The organism is Bradyrhizobium sp. USDA 4472, from assembly GCF_054058595.1.
The window spans coordinates 1,261,722-1,279,771 of record NZ_JBSSAM010000001.1 but is presented as its reverse complement, the minus strand read 5'-3'; the positions used below and the strand labels follow the sequence as shown (position 1 = coordinate 1,279,771).

Genomic DNA, 18,050 nt, shown 5'->3' with positions numbered 1-18,050 from the left:
CGTGGCCACAAGCCAAAGGCGATCTCGGGCAAGTATACGGAAATTGGCGGTAGGCAGTCGATTAAAGGAAAAGCCTTTTCCCCATCGTACGCCTCGCGCCGGCTTTCCCTTTAATCCGCTGCGGCAGTTAGACCCACAGGGAAAGAAAGCTTCGTTTAGGATCTGAACTCCGAAGTGTCGTCGGTGTCGTGCACTCATGGCAGGGCAAAATAACCATCCGGAATTTGCGGCTTGCAGTCTGAAAGCGCAGAGACGCATGGTTGTCTGGCCGGCGCTCTGTGCCACGAAGCCAAACAGCATGCAGTCCGTAAGGAGCATTACGTCTCCTGGCAGACCAAACGCAGGCCATCGCCGCAAGAGCCTGAATTGGTGCCGAGTGCAAGCTTTCGAAAATTGGGGGATTAAGTCCGTTGTTTAAGCCGCCTCACAAGTTGCAGTCTTCTTGCTTTACGCTTGTGCCGCTAGTGGGCGCGGAAGCGAGTGATCAGCTGATGAAACAGCTCGCGCATTGAACAACTCCAAGTCGCAAAAAAAATGATTGGCATTCATTTAAGTAGTTGAGTATCTATCATACATCTTCAGGTAGACATGGATAGGCGGTGGTTTGGTCCGCTTCGCGAGTGCATGCCGCGAACCAGTTCCCATCTTCGTCTGCACATGTGCGGTGTGGTTGAATGAGGACGGCGCGGTCGTTGTTCGAGGATTTTCCAAGCATCAGTTCTGAGGCGAGGCGAACGTTGCGCGAGCTCAAAAAGAAAGCTGGTTTCGTTTCATGGACTGGACATGGATTGCGTCTATGATCTCCACTGTTCGATCAGGCTGCAAATCGATGTGGTGGCCTCATGTGGAGCGATCTTTGAGAGAGGCACTCGCCTTGTCGACACGCAGAGGGAGTTGGATTCTAAAAAACTGGTGGTGTGTATCAGAATGCGGCCGCTTGATTGAGCAGTAGTGAGCGCGCTGAGACAAATCGGAGATGCGTGTCATGAAGACTGTCTTGCCGGTTTGTCGCCTGGCACGACCACCACGGAGCGTGTTTAGACATCCAGAGAGAGGCACGTCATGAGTGGAACTATGGCTGTTGATAACATCATTCTGCAAGCAAACATCGTCAAACACTCGGACCGGCTTGGTGCCGAAATCAAGAACGTCAAGCTGTCAGACGATTTGCCTGACGATGTCATCGTAGCGTTCCGCCAGCTGCTATTAGAGCATAAAGTCATTTTCTTCCGTGATCAGGGACATCTCGACGATGCCCAACAACAGCGTTTCGTGCTGCGGCTCGGCTCGCTGACACCGGATTTGACAATGGAAGACACAATGGGCGGTTTAGCGATTCGGCAGGAGCTGCCTGATCGGGCCTGGAATCATCTCAATCAGATGAACGATGAGCGCACCCGCACAGCCATCTCGGTGCTGCGGCTCGCAGCAGGTTCGCCTTTTGGCGGCGACATTGCTTGGTCGAACAGGGCGGCCGCTTATCTTGATCTTCCCGATTCCCTGCGGATGCTTGCAGATAATCTCTGGGCTGTGAGCTTCGGCGTATCTGATCTCTCTGCGCCAGAGAAGAACACCGAACCCAATAAGCGGCCTTGGTGCGGCGTATCGACCGGAACGATATACGAAACTACACATCCAATTGTTCGTGTTCATCCCGAGACCAGCGATCGCATGCTCTCGCTCGGTCGTTCCGTAAAGAACTTCGTCGGCCTGCAGCGCTATCCCAGCCAAAGACTGTTTGAACGGCTGCAATCCTATCTCATCGCGCCCCGGAATACCCTGTGCTGGAACTGGAAATCAGGCGACGTCGTAATCTGGGACAATCGGGCGACTGAGCCGTATCCCGTGAGCAAATCAAGTCCCCCTCACTGGATGATGGACCAGTTTGCGATCGACGCCCGCGTACCGCACGTGAAGAGGCCGAAATCAAGGGCGGCAAAGGCAGCCTGACACTGTCCACATCTTCCGGATCACGTCAGACGGCTGGAAACCCAGGTACAGTTGCGGCCCTGCACTGTCGCGGAGCCGCCCGTCCTATGCGAGCAACGGCTAACCGGCGCAGCTGCCACCTGGTAGGCTTCTTCCAGGCGCAACAGCATCCACCTTCAGGCATGCTCTCTGCTCCCCGGTCAAACCGATGACGCTGCATTTTTTGATGATCCGCATCCGTTGGCTCTCGCTACGCGGGTCACTCGGTTTCATCGTCTCGGGATAGTAAGGACCGACGTCGCTCACACCCAATTCACGTCTCAAACTGGCGAGGCGTCAGATCGCCGTGATTCACATCGCGCCCGCGCCCCCGACAGAAACTATCCCGCTGGCGATCGTGCCGGCCGTGTCCATGGACAGGCCGCAATCGAGCCTTCCAGGAGCCCTAAATTGCGCCCCCGCAAGAGCATCGCTACTCCCCGATCTTCGGCCGGCCGAGAGCTCCCATCCTCTAGCCGTCGACAGCTCTGGAGGACCGATCTGCTCCCATGCTCTTGCGCACTACGTTAGGAGGTCCCTCGATGCCGTTGCGGAAGTCTTTCGGTTGGGCCATTGGGATCCCCGACCTTATAGACGACAAACCGACCAAAGCTCTAAACGGACTCCCCGAGAACTTCGGTTTCTACCGACGGCGGCGGTAGGATACGCGAGCGGCGCAAACCCTTCTTTCGAAGATGCTCCGCCTTATAACAGGCCGCTCCGACGGAGCACTAAGCGAAACCTTGTTGGGAGTACATCGGCTGGAGCAGGAGATTGGAAGGGTCGGCCGCAGATCGATGAAGCACGTGGGGGGCACCGGCTCGATTCCGCACAAGCGTTAGCAGAAAACTGGCTCGCTCAATATTACATCTTGTTTCGGCCAAGCCGTCCTGGCTTGCGCCCTCTCGACATTGGCTTGGGGGGCGTTGCACCTTTAGCCGGCTGCGTGAATAATTCGGACAAGTGAATACCCAAAGTCGAGGCGATGCGTTCCAAGAGATCAATAGTCGGGTTCTCTTTCTTCTGCTCAATGCGCCCCATGTATGAGCGGTCGATTCCGGCATCATAGGCCAATTGGTCTTGCGGAATGCCGCGTTCTACGCGGATCCGGCGCACATTCCAGGCCACAAGCGCACGAGCGTTCATGCGCAGAGGCAGCCATTCCGACGATTATGAAACCACTGGTTATAGCCCGACTATTACGATAAGCTCGTAGCCAGCTGTGGTTGTCCTCTCTAATTGCTTCGAGAAATCAGGCAATGGTGAGGTGCTGACCCAGTGCCGTCTTCTCGTTGACCACGGCAAGCGATTCTGGCGAGGGCAATAACTTGCGACCAACAACAGATAACGGACCGCGGTCAGCGTTGTTTTCGGCGCACCGCAACTAGATAGGACGAATATTCAAGCCAGAGCTCAAATGGAAACGAATATTCTCCAGTTGGCTGGTTCTGGTGGTTGCCTTTCACGAGTGCCGTCGGCCTGGTCCCCACGAACCATCATGCTCTTCCGCCAGGAACAGCAAGGACACCTCGTTGCGGCGCGCATGTGCGATCGCTTCCGGTCTGACCTGCGATGAAAAAGAGAAGGCGCAGCACGGAGCGGACGGGCCAATGTGAGCCGATATGCGATTGCCGCCTTTGGCGCGAAAAGGAGATTAGCGTGCGACCATTGGGTAGGTATCAAAGCGACCAAGAATTCGTTATCGTTGCTCTGATTTCGGCCGATTTTTCAGCTGGGTAGGAGTTTTAAGCAGTGCCAGCAGGGCCGAAGATCGCAGAATTGGCGCCCAGCGTGGACGAGCTCACGCCCTATGACAGGGAGCACGCTGTTGCCTACATGCGACTTCTTGATGCCGACGCTGCGAAGGCAGATTGGCGTGAAATTGCGCGCATCGTGCTTGGGCTTGACCCGACCGTTGAACCGGATCGAGCCCGACGCACATTCGAAAGTCATCTGACGCGGGCCAAGTGGCTAGCGGGCAAGGGCTATCGTGATCTGTTACATCGGGGTTGGCCAAAACAATGATCGGCGCGAATGCCGAAGGTCATCGCAATCATCGCAATCGCAAAAGTTGATTGTTCCATCGATTAGTTGCATCGAAGACGCGCACACGGCAAGCAAGCAGCCGGAAACCGCCACAATCATCGGGTGCATTTCCCCGCATCTGAAGATTGTGCGGGAAAGGTGTGATGGCGAATACTGATTGGAAATCTGAGGAAGCGTACAGCGGCTTGAAGACGGCAGATGCTGCCGACCTGGCTTGGGAGTGGCTACGCCGGGATCAAGACTACCAAGAGGATTATAAGCGGTTATCTCGCCGCGAACATTCAAGCGCGGCGGCGGGCGAGTTCCGACGCAAGTGGGGGCTCTCGTTTTCCGGCTGATCCGCAAAAGACTTTCGACAAGCAAGCAATCTTTTGGGCACCTGAGGTGCTGCCGACCGTACTGGCTGTGCGGGCGGCCAACCGCATTGCGCCCGAAAGTTATCCGCTCGATTTCGACAATCTGCCGGGCGGCGCGCTTCGCCGTGCGCCGGATGGATGGCATGCGATCGTGCCGCTCGGAGGCACGCAGCATCGCCTTTGGCTCGGGAAGCTTCCGGCGAGCGGAAATGCTCTGCTCGTTGATCTGCCGCTCGATGCCGGTTTCGAGCTTCGCCTAGGGGCTGCCCGTCAATTTTGGCTTGCCCTTGAGCGTCGAGCGCTCGGAGATTCGCCACTTGCCTTACCTGCTTTGAAGCGGCGTCGGGTGATCCTGGCGTTGCGCGCAGTGGATGGATGGCAGGAAGGAAATAGCTATCGCCAAATCGCGCAAGGGCTGTTTGGAAGTCATCGTATTGCCGAGCGCGCCTGGAAAACAGACGATTTGCGCAGCCGAACCATTCGACTTGTTAAGCTGGGGCAGCGCCTCATGCGCCTGCGCTGGCGAGCATTGCTCGACAAGCGCAGGGGCAGTGATGACAAGTAGTGGGTTGCGGCACGATCAATGGCTAACTTCCGTGCTGCCAGCCAACTCTTCTGCTGCCGGGTCCGATGGTGGATAGGATAAAGTCTTTGCGCTCCGATACCTCGCTATGCCGTCTTGATTGCTGCAACAGAGGGGGCGCTATCTCCGTAGGCTTTAGCTACTGGCGGCCGCGAATTCGGCAAATCCTTCAACAGTCGCGCAACTCGATTATGCCGCGCTCGACATGAACATGGGTCTCCTCCTGCCGCGGAGGGACCGCTAGACCTCAGGCAGCCTGCGCAGGTGCTACCTTCTTGCAAAGACGAGCCAGCCATCGGCAAAAAGAACGTGCGATCTCGGGGTGCGCGCTGCGATCTACGGCATAGGCGCGATATCGCATGCCGCTTGGAGTGCGGGTGCCAGGGATGATTTGCAAAGCGCCCCCTTTGACCAGATCTCCGACGATGATTTCCGGCGCGACAAGAAGGCATTTTCCCGTCATGACAGCAGCCAGAGCAAGATAGTTGTGATCATACCGGGCGCCTACTCGTATATCGCTCGAAGACAGATTCATGGCTCTCAGCCATGTCGGCAGGATGTCGGGGCGGGATGTGATGTTCAGTATCGGGGTCGTGCGAACAACCGAGAGCTCTCTGCCTCCGACCAGATTTGGTGGGCCGACGCACACGAGCTCCTCTTTGTAAATCTCCCAACTGTCGGCGGGTTCGATGAGCGAAAGATCCCGTGTAATCAAAATATCGAAATCATCCGAAGATGTCGGGTGCGCCAGCGAGCTGATGATGTCCACGATAACGCCACCCGCTTCAGAAGAGAAAGCCTGCAGATTTGGAATAAGGAGAGAGAAAGCAAAGGTCGATAATGACGTGCGGACCACGATCCGATTCGTTCCTGCGCCTGCACGGCGTCGCATTCTCTTCGCCGTGAAACTGACGGTTTCGAGCGGTTCAGACACTGCGTTCGCGAATAGCCTTCCGAACTCGGTCAGATCGCTGCGCCGTCCACGCCGCTCGATGAGGTCAGCCCCCAGATAATCCCGCAGTACAGCCAAATAACGGCTGACCGAACTTTGCGTTGTTCCCAAAGTGGTGGCCGCGCGCGTGACGCTGCCTTCGCGGGCAACGGTCACAAACGCGCGGATGGCATTTAAAGGAACTTCATCGTCTTGAGCCGCCATTGTCTGCTCCGGCGCCAGAATCAAAGTCCATCACAATATTCGATGCCCATAGCCGGATCGCTGCATATCAGTGTCCGCCACGCATAAAATCCTCGTGTGAGCGCAACACCTGCGCCGGGAGCGCACGACATCAGTGTCGCAGATCGTGTTTGTCGGGGGACTTAAATCTTTTTGCCGCGTTTGGGCTTCGGCTTGCGGCCTTTAGGTAAGGTTGCAGGTGGCGGGGCGCCCTTGGATGGCCGAAGAAACAGTTCGGAGACAGGTACGCCGAGCGTCTCGGCAAGGCGATCAAGAAGATCGACTGTCGGGTTCGCTTCTTGGCGTTCAAGTCCGCTCATGTAGGAGCGATCAACTCCTGCATCGTAAGCCAGTTGCTCCTGCGGAATACCGCGCTGGACGCGGATCCGGCGCAGATTGTAAGCCACAAGCGCACGAGCTCTCATGCGCGAAGGCAGCCATTTCGACGGTCATCAAACCACTGGCTATAACCTACATAAAAAGATCAGCGGACTGGAAGGCCTGGGTGCCACCCGTATCGTTTTCCCGAACGCTACTGGCGCGGCCTGCAAAAAGGGTATGTCGATTCAATTCACGGCGGCACAGGCCTTTTGGGCGCCGACCGAATCTCACTCGAGCTGGCGGCTCGGCAACGGTTCGATTCCGCTGCCCAACTCGCACGAACGGCCTCGAGGCAAACAAAGAAGCTGACTGAGCGAGGCGATGCTCCTCCATTCATCGAAATGGAGCTGCAGCTCCGATGAAATGAGCTGGCGCAGACGATCGCGAACGCAGCGATAGCCGTCCAGCCGTCTTTGTAGTGGTCTTAATCCCTGGATCAGCGCAGACTGCGTGTGCAGGGACCCTAATCGCGTTCACTCTCTGGACTCCGCGAATTTCGTCTAGCGGTACAACATCTTTGTGGACGTTCCGCACTCTACGTTCAGCCTGATACGGAATTTTAGGCTCTCCCGATCGCTGAAGAGGCACGACGGCGAACTCTCTTGGCTGAGGCTCAAGTCGCGCCGGTCAGGTTATCAAGTACAAGGACCAGTTCAAATCAAACGCGGTACGGCAAATCGTAACCTATTTTGGCAGCAGCCATTGGCTGCAGAAGAGTGGAGTCCAGAGAGCAAAGTCTCGCAGCGTCGACTTGGAACGCGCACGCGATTCTGCGAGGGCAAGCGGCAAGCGCCGCGAATTGGATCCGCCAATGTTTAGTCAAACAGATGGCCACGCGTATCGCTACCCACCCATGAGCCCGAGCGAATTGGGATTCAGCGCGCGCGCGAGACTTGCTGAGAGGCTTCGGCTTGGGCGTTGTCTTGACCATTCGAGCACCGGGGGCCGGCTTACCTTTAGGTCACTCAGCTGGGAGACTTCGATGTTGCCGAGCGGTGCCAACAGCGACGAGGGTGTCAGGAAAGAGTTGTTGCAGAACACGGAGAGCAGCGCAGGCGAGACTGGCGCCATGGAAAGAATCCGATGCTGCTCCTGGTATCCGGTATGATACGAAACTAGCGGGTGGTTCGGCGATTGGGCAGTGAAACCCTGAAAGCGCTATTCCTGGCCGATGTCGCAAGCCTGTTTGTCGCCGGGCACGTTTGCTCCCGTGAGGGGCAAGCCCTTGCGGTGCTACCAAGTGGTATTGCCGAGCGGTGCCGCCGGGCACCTACCTGTCCTCGTGGGCAAACCTTCAAAGACGCTGTCCCAACCTGCGCCAGCGACGTCAATAGTTAACGGCGACGTGACTCGGCGCTCAATCCCTGGAAAAGCGCTGTCCCTGCCACGCCGCCGCTAACCCTGGCGCCAGCCTTGCCCCATTCGGCATCAACGCTGGCACTTAGCCACCTAGGGTGCCGCCAGGTTGTAGGCTTAGTACGACTGCCAATCACCTACCTCAATGGGTTGGTTGGTCTGCTACTTTCTACGCTGGTCCGCTACCTCCGCGGAGAAATTGCAGATGCCCAGATACCAAACCGCCCCGCTGCATGAAAAAAGGCTTACACGCTGCCATTCATGAGAGCCCAAGAATGTTGGCGGAGTAAGACGGGAGGCATGGAAGCGATCGCTTGAAAGACCACACGCGCCGCAAAATCTAACGTCGCCAATCTCCCTTGGCACAAGCAGGCCGGGTGTCCGTGCTGAAAAAGCATGACAGTACGGCTACCAGGGTCGTTTCTCCGACACCGGAAAGCAGCGCGGGCGCGACTCGGCGCCGGTCGGTTTGGGACTAGATCGGCGCTGTCCCTGCCGCGCCTGCGCTGCAGATTGAGGTTAGCAGGAGCGTGACTCGGCGCTGTCCCCTTCTGGTTATGGCGCTGTCTCTACCACGCCTCGCGAACCCCAACGGCTCTGTATCCACCCTAGCTTTCCAAAAGCTGACAGAACCTGTGCGGCAATTCACAAACAAACAGCAACTGTTGTGACGCACGCGGACCATGCTCACTGCCGGCCGCTGACCGCCCCATCAGCCCGTGCAGCCAAAAATGAAACCGATCGCTCCCGAGCCTCGCGCAAAGTATTTCTCTACGGTATAGGCTCGGGCCGAGCACAGACTTCAACGAACCCAGTCATCGCGACCAGAAAATTGGTCTTTGAGCATGCGTGTGCGCACAGCATGATATGCTTTGGTAGTCTGTTCAGTTGAAGGACTGTCCTCAGAGAGGGGGTGGTGCGCGCCAATTCGTATTCGCTTGGCCTCAATACTCGCGAAGGCCGCATCGGGCTGCGCAACGTAGTGCCGACCGTTACCGACCAGTGTTGTGGGCCGGCAGCTTTGCCGTATAGCCCGGCTATATCGCGTGTCTAATCGGTTAAGTGGTTGGCCGGCAAGTTTTTCAAATGACGAAACACATTCGTTAGCCGCATCACCACAGCGGCAGGAAGTCGCAGTCGATCACCGTCTCCGAATAACCAGTCGCCAGGGGCGGGTTCATCAGCCGCGAATAGAGCTCAGGATCAATGGCCATCGATGAGTTGAGGCGATATCACATGGCGCTTAGCCCGCGCCGCCTGAGCTTAGGCCGTTTTCCGAGGTGCAGCCAACGCCATCGGCTCCGATCGGTTCGATGCGCCAGCATCGGGTCTGCCAACTAATGCGTGCCGCCGCGGTTACTATCGCATAGAGCGCTGTCAATTGTCACTACCAGATCTGAGTGTTTGGGGAAGCAACACTTGTATCGTAAGGTTACGGAAAGGTCGGATGCACATATGCGTCTTTCCATCAAGCTTCGAGACGCAATGCCATGGCAAACCTGAACCTCAGCTCCCAATCTTTCGCCGATGCATGCGCGCGACAGCGGACCGCCACCGACCAAAAACTCACTAAATTTGAAGCACTGATCCCGAGACGTTCAGGTTTCCAGACGAGACGTGTCATGAAGCCAATAGCGCGGGTCGCAGCAGCAACAAGGCGGGCTCGGGCACTCTCCGATTTCGACCGGTGCTGCGCAATCTGGTGGCTCTATCGCCTCCATTTCGGCATCAACCGCAACGTGATTTTGGGACTTGCCGCCGTCACGGTCGCCTAGGAGAGATCCCGCTGCGGCATAAGCGACTCGTTCACATCGTTCAACATTGCCGTTTGCATCAATCACGCGAGAATGATGATTGTCAAAGGATGATGTTGTGGCACTGTTGGTTGTCTAAACGCGGTTCTTTTTGATAGTGCGAGCAGGATAAGGCATACTACAGGAAAACACGAGAGTGTGCTTTGCCGGGGCTGGATACGCGACGGAAGACGCGGACGACTTCTACAGAACTGTATGCAAGAATGAGTCCGATAAATTTTATGGTGGCAAAGCCAGATACGCTGAGGGGGCCGCCTCGTAGGCGACTGTCGAAGAATCGAAGCATTCGGCGACGCACGTCTTGGTGAAATAGACTCCAAAAAGCGGATCGGTTGGCTAGCTCGGCTTGAGCGTTCCATCGCAAGGGACGCGGAAGATCAAGGTGGCGCACAAGGCGAAGATAGCGCTGGAGGCTCTGCGGGAGCATGCGACGGTGGGGCCGATCCTGGGGTGCTGTCCAGAAATTCGCACTTTGATCAGACGACGGCTCCGGTTTCAGAGAGTTGTGGGTTATAGAGCGGTCGCATGTTCATGTAGCATTTGGTCGGCCACGCCGTTCCGGCAATGTGCCGCAGCCGGGCCGCCGCCAAGTTGGGGCAGGATTGACTGTCGGAGAAGATGCCGACAATACGGGTTCGACGCCGAATCGATGCGCTTGAGCGGATTTTTCGTTTGAGTCTTCCACCTATGGATGTCCGGCAACGTAAAGTAGGCGAGCGTCTCGTAGGTGCCGGCGGCCTGCTGCTCGCGCCGCTGATGTTCGATTCAGCTCTTGCATCAACGGCGGCGACAAAACTGTCTTGAGCTTCGGCAGATCCGCCAACCATCACGGGTGCCTTGGCCGGCGTTTTCCGTGGCCGTTGCCGGCGGCATGCTGATCTTCGGTGGCGAGCTCAACGATTTCGCTAGGTGCCTCATGTATGTTGTGCTCGTCGCCGGCATTCTCGCGCCACATCTATTCCGATACCGAGAGCCGCTCAGCTTCCAACGCTGATACGGCGAGCGAGAGCTTGCGCACCCCGGTCCGCGAAGTCGAGCAGTACCTCGCGAGCGTCCTGTCAACCCGGCCCATGGAGACGCGCGATGTATTTCGACCGTGGCGACGGCCGAGCTCAATCAGGTCGACCAAGCTCACCGATGATGCGCAGGTTGTTGCTAATGGAGGGGCGCTGTCCTCTTGAGGCTCAGCGCGCGTCTGCTCCACGAAAAATATGATGATTGGCCGGGTCCGTCCGCGCCACCAGCTTCGTGGGTGTGAATCCCCGAGAAGGCGGTCCTGCCCGGCCCATCAATGCCTCTCATCATCCATCTCCTGCAGATATCCAAGCGGTTTCGGCCGCATTGGACGGGGAGCGCATGGAGACGAGCTCGCTGCATCGAGCGTGAGTTGCCGTAGGAGAGGCAGAGCGTCGCCAGATCAAAGCTCCTGCCGAGTCAGAAGTGGTAGTTCACGCCAACCCGGATCGTATGAATCTGCTGCTTGAAGGAGATAGGCGTCCTGACCCCAACAGCGATGGCACCAGGCGCACCATCTCCCGTCTGCACACGGCCTGCTGCCGAGACCGGAAGCGCCACGTCTTGCCTGCCGAAATCGAAGTAGTCATACTCAACTTTCGCTGACCAGCCGGGCAGGAAGGCATACTCGATGCCCGCACCCAATGTGCCGCCAAAGATGTTCTTGCTCGCTCGTCCATCGACGGCACCGTTAGCAGCAAAGCCCGTCCCCAAATTCGACGTAACGGCGAAGGACTGGTTGATGCCAATGCTGGAATCGGCCCAAGCCGCCCCGCCCTTGATGTAGACCAAGCCGCGGTCGCCCACCGTGACGCCAATCCGTCCGGTGATATCCGCAATCCATTTGGCCTCGTGCGTGCAGTTCAAGAGGACAAAGCAGCCAGTGCGCCCCTTGATACCACTCCATAAAAAATCGCCTTCCAGGCCGTACACGATCACGCCAGACTGCAAGTTGTAACCGGCTTGTACACCGCCGAGGAAGCCGTTCATCTGTACCTGCGGCATTGGCACATTCAAATCGACAGTGCCTCCGATGAGCTGGTTTACAGACTGGTTGACGGGAGCGCCAATGAATGTATTGCCCACACCGAGGTCGGTCTGGCTGTTCCCCCAACCCGAGCCTAGACTGCCTCCGATGTAACCTCCAGTCCAGCTGAAGAGAGGAGCAACGGGAGTTGGCGCTTTGATAACAGCTGCCGCAGGCAAGTCAGCAGCCAAGCTTCCGCTCCCAAAAGCAATCGCCCCGAATGCAATGATGCCCGCGAGCGACAATTGCTTGTTGCACTTCATCCTAGAGTCCTCCTGCTGGACACAGAAAAATATTGCGTAGTTTGGTCCCAAGTTGTGGTTATCTCGATATTTCGAGCTGGCAGGCAGATCACCTCTCAAATCCGGTAGGGGGCGCCAAAGCTTCGGTCGTGTCTCTGATGGTGGTGTAGCTCGGTAGAGCAAAGCTTTGCCGAAGTTACCGGCACTTCTCCGGTAGGATCAGGGCGCGACACGCCCACGCAACCGAGGAACCACCGATGACCGATGCCATGACGAACCTGCGCACGCTCGTGGAGAAAACCCCTGATGCCGATCTGTTGCGCGAGACGATCGGCTTTGCGGCCAAGCGCCTGATGGGGCTTGAAAGCCAAAACTAGTCTCGGCTATGGCGAGAAGACCCTCGAGCGACTGGCCCAGCGCAATGGCTACCGCGACGGGATCTGGGGGGCCGCGCTGGCGCAGTCGAACTACGCATCTCAAGCTGCGAAAGGGCTCCTACTTCCCTGGCTTCTCGGAGCCGTGCCCGATGCAAGTTAAGAGCTGCCGGCGCGTGGTCTCCGCCTTCGTCGCCTCCGCGTTCGCCCAGGACGATTGAGGCCGCTCTCGACTGTTGAACCTCACGGGGCCGTAGCAGCATTTACGAGTCGTCCAGAAACGATGGTCCCGGTCAACAACTGGCCCAAACTTCGGCGTCGTCGCATGATCTGAGGCCGGCAAACTGGACCATTTCTGGCTAGAGTTGGCGCTGCATAAATCCCTCGACTGGCAGGAGCGACGACGATGAAGGCCTCGAAGTTTTCGGACGCCCAGAAGGCGTTCATTCTCAAGCAGGGCAGCGACGGGGGCGCGGTGGCGGAGATTTGCCGCAAGGCCGGGATCAGCCAGGCAACCTACTTCAATTGGAAGAAGAAGTATGACGGGCTGCTGCCGACCGAGATGCGCCGGCTGAAGCAGCTCGAGGACGAGAACGCCAAGCTGAAGAAGCTGGTCGTCGATCCGTCGCTCGACAAGGAGATGCTGCAGGACGTGATCCGCCGAAAGCCATGAAGCCTGGTCGGAAGCGCAAGCTGGTCGATGAGGTTTGTGGTGAAGTGGACCCCCGGATTGTGGACCCCCGGATTGTGGACCGGCGGCTTAGGTGGTGCGGATGCCGTTCCGCTTTGATAAACGGAGCGGACCATGAAGAAGATGAGACGGAAAATCGATGCGGCGCTGAAGGCAAAGATCGCCTTGGAGGCGCTACGAGAACAATCAACGGTGACGGATCTGGCGGCGCTACCAGGTGCATGTGAACCAGATTTATGCGTGGAAGAAGCAGCTTCAGGATCAAGCGGTTCGGGCGTTCGACGCGGGCGCCGGTCGGGATGGCGAGGCGACCCACGAACTGGAGGTCGAGAAGCTCCACGCCAAGATCGGACAATTGATGGTCGAGCGAGATTTCTTAGCCAGGAGGTCCGGAAGATGAGCGCGCCGGATCGCCGAGGATTGCTTCAGCGCGATCATGAGAGTCTATCGATCCGCCGGCAATGCCAACTGCTGAGCGTTGCGCGATCGAGCGTATATCGGCCGCCGCGGCCGGCCAATGACAACGACCTTGAGCTGATGCGACGGATCGACCAGCTGTTCATGGCCTGGCCGTTCCTGGGCTCGCGGCGGATGACGGCGATGCTCAATGGCGAAGGCTGTCGCATCAATCGCAAGCACGTGCAGCGGTTGATGCGCAAGATGGGCATCGCGGCGCTGGGACCAAAGCCCAGAACCACAAAGCCGGTGCCGGGACACAAAATCTTCCCGTATCTCTTGCGCCTTATGGTGATCGACCGGCCAAATCAAGTGTGGGCGGCCGATATCACCTATGTGCCGATCGGCCAGGGCTTTCTATATCTGGTGGCGATCATCGATTGGGCGAGCCATGCGGTGCTGGCTTGGCGCCTGTCGAACACGATGGACACATCGTTCTGTGTGTCTGCGCTCGAAGAGGCCTTGGCGCGCTTCGGCCGGCCTGAGATATTCAATACCGACCAGGGCAGCCAGTTCACCAGCGCCCCCTTCATCGGCACGCTGGCCGCAACCGGCGTCAGGATCTCGATGGACGGTCGCGGCCGCTGGATGGACAACGTGTTCATCGAGCGGCTGTGGCGCTCGCTCAAATAGGAGGACATCTATCTCAAGGGTTATTCGGATGGCCACGAGGCCAAAGCCGGAATCGCCCGATGGATCGAGTTTTACAATTTCCAGCGCCCCCATCAGGCGCTGGAAAACCGCGCGCCGATGGCGGGCAGGTGTCACCGGCGCATTCGGCGAAGAGGCTGTGGATATGACCTTCTCGCAAGCGAGAAGCTTGGACAACGCTGCGCGTTGCCCACATCCCCACAGCCACGACAGCAGCAAGCAACAGTGGCGTAAAGTATCGGGAAGAACGAACGGTAGCAAGCTGCACTTAAGAAACCAGACCCGGTGGTCCTCAACATAGGGTCCACTTCAGTATCCCGCCTCCGAGAAGGCCGAGATCATCCATTTGGTCGAGCAATCGCACCTTCCGGCCAAGCGCACACTGCACAAGCTCGGGATCCCGCGCGCCACATTCTATCGCTGGTATGATCGCTACGGGGTGGGAGGCGTTGAAGCGCTGGCGGCATCAGTCTCGACCAGACCGTGTCTGGAACCGCATCCCGGACGATGTGCAGGAGCTGCTCAACCAGGCGGACCGACTTGTCGGCGGCAGGGATGCTATGGTGGTTATCGATGACACCTCACTGCCGAAGAAGGGTGAGCGATCGGTTGGTGTTGCGGCTCAATCCGCGTCGGCTCTCGATAAAACCGCAAATTGCCAAACGCTGGTGTCTTTACGTTTGCGCGCGGCGAAGTGCCAGTGATGGTCGCGTCTTTTTCTGCCTGACAGCTGGACAAGCGACACGTATCAAGAGCGCGCGTGGATCTCACAACCAAATCAAGCGTAGACGCCAGAGTTCAGGCCGAGTGAGCGTCGTTGCGCAGGATCCCCATCATTACTGGTAGGTGCCCGACCGTTGGGATGTCGCATACTGGGCTACAGTGTTTACGCAGACGAGCCGACGGTCAGAGCTGCGCTAGGCGACACGAAGCTGCTACATTGAGATAGCATACTCATTGACCGGAACAGGAGCACCGTCCTTCAACGGAGGCGGCTCATGACCTACACAATCACATGTCATCGAACGGAGTACGGCCGAAAGTATTTCTCCGTTCAAAGGCCGAGCGCGAGAGAAGCTCTGTCCAAGGCAGAGTTTCTTGAGATGTCCGACATCCAAATTGATTACATTGATACGCCTACGGACGGACGGGTTGACATGCGAACGCTTCGGACGTTGGCCGAAAAAGAGCGCGCCTAAAGCTCATCTCGATGGCTGAGGCGTCCAAGGATATCGTCACACAAGGATATCGTCACATCGGGCAGACGAACCTAGCGCGGTCGGGACCTGCAGCGACGTACGTAAGATCCAGCTCGGCCTCCAACGCCAGTTGCTCTTGAGTAACGTGCTTTTACGCACGAGCCGGCCGTCGTTTCTGCCGTTCGCCCGATCGCCTCAGGGCGCGATGATACCGCGCGTGGTTAGAGCAGCCACGTAGGTTGTTGTTTTCCAATGGCCGCGCGGAACGGCGGCTTGCAGACGTTCGCCGCGTTGGCAGCGGCCATGTGTTCGCGCCATGTTGGTCGATGCCCAGGTCTCATCGATGAAGACGAGGCGGTCACGATCGAGCTTGCGCGCCTGGTGGGCATCGATCCGGTGGGACTTGCGATCTCCGCCCTTCTTGCGCAGGCTGTCGAGATGGAAGCCGAGGCGTTTAGCGCCGGGATGAAGCACTTGAAGCTTCCCGACGGCCGCGACCGCCTCGTGCGGGACGGCCATGGTCCCGTGCGGACGATCCAGACGGGGATCGGCGCCGTCGAAGTCGCCCGGGTAAACATTCGGGATCGCGCGGTGGCCCGCGATGGCGAGCGGATTCGCTTCACCTCGGCGATCTTGCCGTTGTGGGCACGGCGCACGAAGAGCTTGGATGCACTTTTGCCGGTGCTGTACCTGCGAGGCATCTCGACGGGCGACTTCCAGGAGGCGCTGGCGACGCTCTTGGGCAAGGATGCGCCGAATTATTTCTCCGGCGGTCGTTTCCAGACTGACGACGGGGTGGCAGAACGACTACAGCATTGGCAGAAGCGCGATTTGTCGGCGCGCCGGTACGTATACGTGTGGGCGGACGGCGTCTTCCTGCAGGCTCGCATGGAAGACCACAGCACATGCATGCTGGTGCTGATCGGCGAGACGGCGGAAGGCAAGAAGGAACTCATCGGCTTCTAGGTCGGCGTGCACGAGAGCGCGCAGAGCGGGCACGAACTGCTCGTCGAGGCGAGAAGCTGATGGAAAGTAGATTGCGCTGAATCGCTCGTTAAGGCGCGCGTCAGGATTGGTTGTTCGGCGGCCGTTCGATGAACCTGCGGCTGCCGTCGAGCAGTTCGAGGTTATTGGCGATGACCGGGTTGCCGGGGTCGAGCGAATAGGCCTTTTCGAACTTTCGTCGTGCGCCGGCGAGATTGCCGCGCAGCATGTATGAATAGCCCCGATTGTTCAGGATCCGAACGGTCTCGCCGCCAAGCCGGATCGCCTGCGCATAAGCCTGATCGGCCAGATCGGCGGTCGGTTCCTGCACAGGGTCCCCGCCCGGCGGCTCTATGAGAACCACGACTGCGGCGTCCCTCAGTGTCTGTTTACACCCGCCAAGGACTATTCCCAACCAGCAACAAGTTAGAACTAAGATGATGCGCCGCATAAGCGTTGTCCCCCGGCTCAGCGGCCTTATGGAAATATCGTCGCTAAATTACTCAACCCAACGCCCCATCGTCCTTTACCTGCCAGCTGGTGTTCCGCCGACCGGCATCGACACGCCGGTTGACGAACCTGCCCCCAATCCCTCGATGTTAAGGTTCTGCGTCGGCGTTGTCCGCACACCCATTTGCCTGGTCGCATCGCTAATGTCGGGAAGCTGATCCACCGGCTGTTGCGTTTTGCCATAGCGTGTGACCGCGGCACCAACGCACGAGCGTCGTAAGCGATCCTGCGGTCGCCGACGTATCGCGGCCAGGGATGGATCGTGTGCATGACGGCATTGACCTGCTTGGCATCGCCCGCGGTCATCGTGATGGTGTTCGAACGCTGGAAGTAGCGATCCACCTCGTCATGACCGGCGAGGCCATAACATCCGCCGAGCAGGAGCGGCGCGAGCAGAGCCAGATACCTGATGGTCATCTCTCGCTTGCTTTAGTTGAGGGTTTTCACGACCGGCTGGTCGGCAACAGTAGCGGCCGGCGCCGGAAGGGGCGCCCTGACCTCGGGAGCGATGATGTGCCCGTACGGACCCTTCACTTCACCACCGGAATTGACGTAATCGTTGTAGCGCTTGCGGACTTCCATCTGACCAATTGAGGAAGAAATCGACGTCGTTTGCCGGAAGTCGGGAGTCGAGCGGCGATGCCTATTGCTGGCCGGGTGCCGCCGGCGCAACCAGGCGCGGCGTGACGATGATGACCAGATCGGTTTCCTCCTGCTGGTACGATTTGCTGCTGAACAAGGTCCCGATCACGGGCACCGAGCCGATCCAGGGAAGTTGCGAAACGTCCTGGCGATTGCGAGTCTGCAGCAGGCCGGCGATGGCGAAACTCTGGCCGTCGCGCCGTTCGACCGTCGTGCGTGCATCGCGGCGGGTAGGGGTGGAACGGTCGTCCCCTGGATCGTCACTGCATTGGCGAAATCAAGTTCACTGACCGACGGCTCGATCCGAAGGTTGATCACGCTGCGCGAGAGCACGGTGGCGACGAAGCACAACTCGACACCGAACTTCTTGAAGTCGATTGTGAGGGCTGGAAAGCCGTTCGTCGTTTGGGTCGGGATCGGGACGGGAAACTCGCCGCCGGCAAGGAAGCGGGCGGCATCGCCGGAAAGCGTGGTCAAGTTCGGTTTCGCCAAGCTGCGAGCCAATCTTTTGGTTCCCAAATGCAGAGATCAGCACGTCCACCGAGCCGCCGCCGGCGGTCCTAATAAGGCGACCTCACGTTG

The 18,050-nt window shown here is 58.2% G+C and carries 12 protein-coding genes and 6 pseudogenes; 11 read left to right on the top strand and 7 right to left on the bottom strand.

Annotation, left to right across the window (positions count from 1 at the left end; translation table 11 throughout):
- Positions 1–1,074 precede the first annotated feature (1,074 nt).
- On the top strand, positions 1,075–1,950 hold the full coding sequence (locus ACVWZ4_RS05760; protein WP_456701563.1) for a TauD/TfdA dioxygenase family protein: 876 nt from the start codon (positions 1,075–1,077) through the stop codon (positions 1,948–1,950).
- A gap of 882 nt (positions 1,951–2,832) precedes the next feature.
- Here ACVWZ4_RS05760 and ACVWZ4_RS05755 read toward each other — a convergent pair.
- Entirely contained in the window at positions 2,833–3,114 is a 282-nt protein-coding gene (locus ACVWZ4_RS05755) for a helix-turn-helix domain-containing protein (protein WP_456701564.1), read from the bottom strand.
- 645 nt (positions 3,115–3,759) lie between these two features.
- Between ACVWZ4_RS05755 and ACVWZ4_RS05750 the strand changes: the two genes are divergently transcribed.
- The 3 genes from ACVWZ4_RS05750 (at position 3,760) to ACVWZ4_RS05740 (ending at position 4,935) form a co-directional block, all read left to right on the top strand.
- Positions 3,760–3,993, top strand: coding sequence for a DNA -binding domain-containing protein (locus ACVWZ4_RS05750; RefSeq protein ID WP_456701565.1), 234 nt, complete (start codon positions 3,760–3,762; stop codon positions 3,991–3,993).
- A gap of 164 nt (positions 3,994–4,157) precedes the next feature.
- On the top strand, positions 4,158–4,352 hold the full coding sequence (locus ACVWZ4_RS05745) for a transcriptional regulator domain-containing protein (RefSeq protein WP_456701566.1): 195 nt from the start codon (positions 4,158–4,160) through the stop codon (positions 4,350–4,352).
- Positions 4,353–4,398: 46 nt separating this feature from the next.
- On the top strand, positions 4,399–4,935 hold the full coding sequence (locus ACVWZ4_RS05740; protein ID WP_456739946.1) for a DUF2285 domain-containing protein: 537 nt from the start codon (positions 4,399–4,401) through the stop codon (positions 4,933–4,935).
- A gap of 265 nt (positions 4,936–5,200) precedes the next feature.
- On the opposite strand, the gene ACVWZ4_RS05735 is transcribed toward ACVWZ4_RS05740, so the two are convergent.
- Together ACVWZ4_RS05735 and ACVWZ4_RS05730 are read right to left on the bottom strand one after the other, a co-directional pair.
- Positions 5,201–6,109, bottom strand: coding sequence for a LysR family transcriptional regulator (locus ACVWZ4_RS05735; protein WP_456701567.1), 909 nt, complete (start codon positions 6,107–6,109; stop codon positions 5,201–5,203).
- A 161-nt stretch (positions 6,110–6,270) separates the two neighbouring features.
- Entirely contained in the window at positions 6,271–6,552 is a 282-nt protein-coding gene (locus tag ACVWZ4_RS05730) for a helix-turn-helix domain-containing protein (protein WP_456701568.1), read from the bottom strand.
- Here ACVWZ4_RS05730 and ACVWZ4_RS05725 point away from each other — a divergent pair.
- Together ACVWZ4_RS05725 and ACVWZ4_RS05720 are read left to right on the top strand one after the other, a co-directional pair.
- A complete protein-coding gene (locus ACVWZ4_RS05725) occupies positions 6,551–6,817 on the top strand; it encodes a hypothetical protein (RefSeq protein WP_456701569.1) in 267 nt (88 codons plus the stop codon). The genes ACVWZ4_RS05730 and ACVWZ4_RS05725 overlap by 2 nt on opposite strands.
- A gap of 2,537 nt (positions 6,818–9,354) precedes the next feature.
- On the top strand, positions 9,355–9,639 hold the full coding sequence (locus ACVWZ4_RS05720; protein WP_456701570.1) for a hypothetical protein: 285 nt from the start codon (positions 9,355–9,357) through the stop codon (positions 9,637–9,639).
- Positions 9,640–11,112: 1,473 nt separating this feature from the next.
- Here ACVWZ4_RS05720 and ACVWZ4_RS05715 read toward each other — a convergent pair.
- Positions 11,113–11,982, bottom strand: a complete 870-nt coding sequence (locus ACVWZ4_RS05715) for an outer membrane protein (protein ID WP_456701571.1) — start codon at positions 11,980–11,982, stop codon at positions 11,113–11,115.
- A 236-nt stretch (positions 11,983–12,218) separates the two neighbouring features.
- Between ACVWZ4_RS05715 and ACVWZ4_RS05710 the strand changes: the two are divergent.
- The 4 pseudogenes from ACVWZ4_RS05710 to ACVWZ4_RS05695 form a co-directional block, all read left to right on the top strand.
- A pseudogene (locus ACVWZ4_RS05710) lies at positions 12,219–12,517 on the top strand (transposase); the annotation flags it as partial.
- A 224-nt stretch (positions 12,518–12,741) separates the two neighbouring features.
- Positions 12,742–13,046 (top strand): annotated as a pseudogene (locus ACVWZ4_RS05705) (transposase); the annotation flags it as partial.
- A gap of 94 nt (positions 13,047–13,140) precedes the next feature.
- Positions 13,141–14,232: pseudogene (locus tag ACVWZ4_RS05700) on the top strand (IS3 family transposase); the annotation flags it as partial.
- A gap of 238 nt (positions 14,233–14,470) precedes the next feature.
- A pseudogene (locus ACVWZ4_RS05695) lies at positions 14,471–14,876 on the top strand (transposase); the annotation flags it as partial.
- 654 nt (positions 14,877–15,530) lie between these two features.
- Here the strand turns inward: ACVWZ4_RS05695 and ACVWZ4_RS05690 are convergent.
- A pseudogene (locus ACVWZ4_RS05690) lies at positions 15,531–15,701 on the bottom strand (IS630 family transposase); the annotation flags it as partial.
- Here ACVWZ4_RS05690 and ACVWZ4_RS05685 point away from each other — a divergent pair.
- Positions 15,636–16,298, top strand: coding sequence for a transposase (locus ACVWZ4_RS05685; RefSeq protein WP_456705165.1), 663 nt, complete (start codon positions 15,636–15,638; stop codon positions 16,296–16,298). The pseudogene ACVWZ4_RS05690 and the gene ACVWZ4_RS05685 overlap by 66 nt on opposite strands.
- A 100-nt stretch (positions 16,299–16,398) precedes the next feature.
- Here the strand turns inward: ACVWZ4_RS05685 and ACVWZ4_RS05680 are convergent, their stop codons facing one another.
- Together ACVWZ4_RS05680 and ACVWZ4_RS05675 are read right to left on the bottom strand one after the other, a co-directional pair.
- Complete coding sequence (locus tag ACVWZ4_RS05680; RefSeq protein ID WP_456701572.1) at positions 16,399–16,767, bottom strand: tetratricopeptide repeat protein; 369 nt, start codon at positions 16,765–16,767, stop codon at positions 16,399–16,401.
- Positions 16,768–17,255: 488 nt separating this feature from the next.
- A pseudogene (locus tag ACVWZ4_RS05675) lies at positions 17,256–18,036 on the bottom strand (type II and III secretion system protein family protein); the annotation flags it as partial.
- Positions 18,037–18,050: the final 14 nt, after the last annotated feature.

Bases quoted from the DNA above. Each gene is read 5' to 3' on its own strand.
- ACVWZ4_RS05760 (WP_456701563.1), top strand. From the start codon at position 1,075: ATGGCTGTTGATAACATCATTCTGCAAGCAAACATCGTCAAACACTCG.
- ACVWZ4_RS05755 (WP_456701564.1), bottom strand. From the start codon at position 3,114: ATGAACGCTCGTGCGCTTGTGGCCTGGAATGTGCGCCGGATCCGCGTA.
- ACVWZ4_RS05745 (WP_456701566.1), top strand. From the start codon at position 4,158: ATGGCGAATACTGATTGGAAATCTGAGGAAGCGTACAGCGGCTTGAAG.
- ACVWZ4_RS05735 (WP_456701567.1), bottom strand. From the start codon at position 6,109: ATGGCGGCTCAAGACGATGAAGTTCCTTTAAATGCCATCCGCGCGTTT.
- ACVWZ4_RS05725 (WP_456701569.1), top strand. From the start codon at position 6,551: ATGCGCGAAGGCAGCCATTTCGACGGTCATCAAACCACTGGCTATAAC.
- ACVWZ4_RS05730 (WP_456701568.1), bottom strand. From the start codon at position 6,552: ATGAGAGCTCGTGCGCTTGTGGCTTACAATCTGCGCCGGATCCGCGTC.
- ACVWZ4_RS05720 (WP_456701570.1), top strand. From the start codon at position 9,355: ATGGCAAACCTGAACCTCAGCTCCCAATCTTTCGCCGATGCATGCGCG.
- ACVWZ4_RS05715 (WP_456701571.1), bottom strand. From the start codon at position 11,982: ATGAAGTGCAACAAGCAATTGTCGCTCGCGGGCATCATTGCATTCGGG.
- ACVWZ4_RS05685 (WP_456705165.1), top strand. From the start codon at position 15,636: ATGTGTTCGCGCCATGTTGGTCGATGCCCAGGTCTCATCGATGAAGAC.
- ACVWZ4_RS05680 (WP_456701572.1), bottom strand. From the start codon at position 16,767: ATGCGGCGCATCATCTTAGTTCTAACTTGTTGCTGGTTGGGAATAGTC.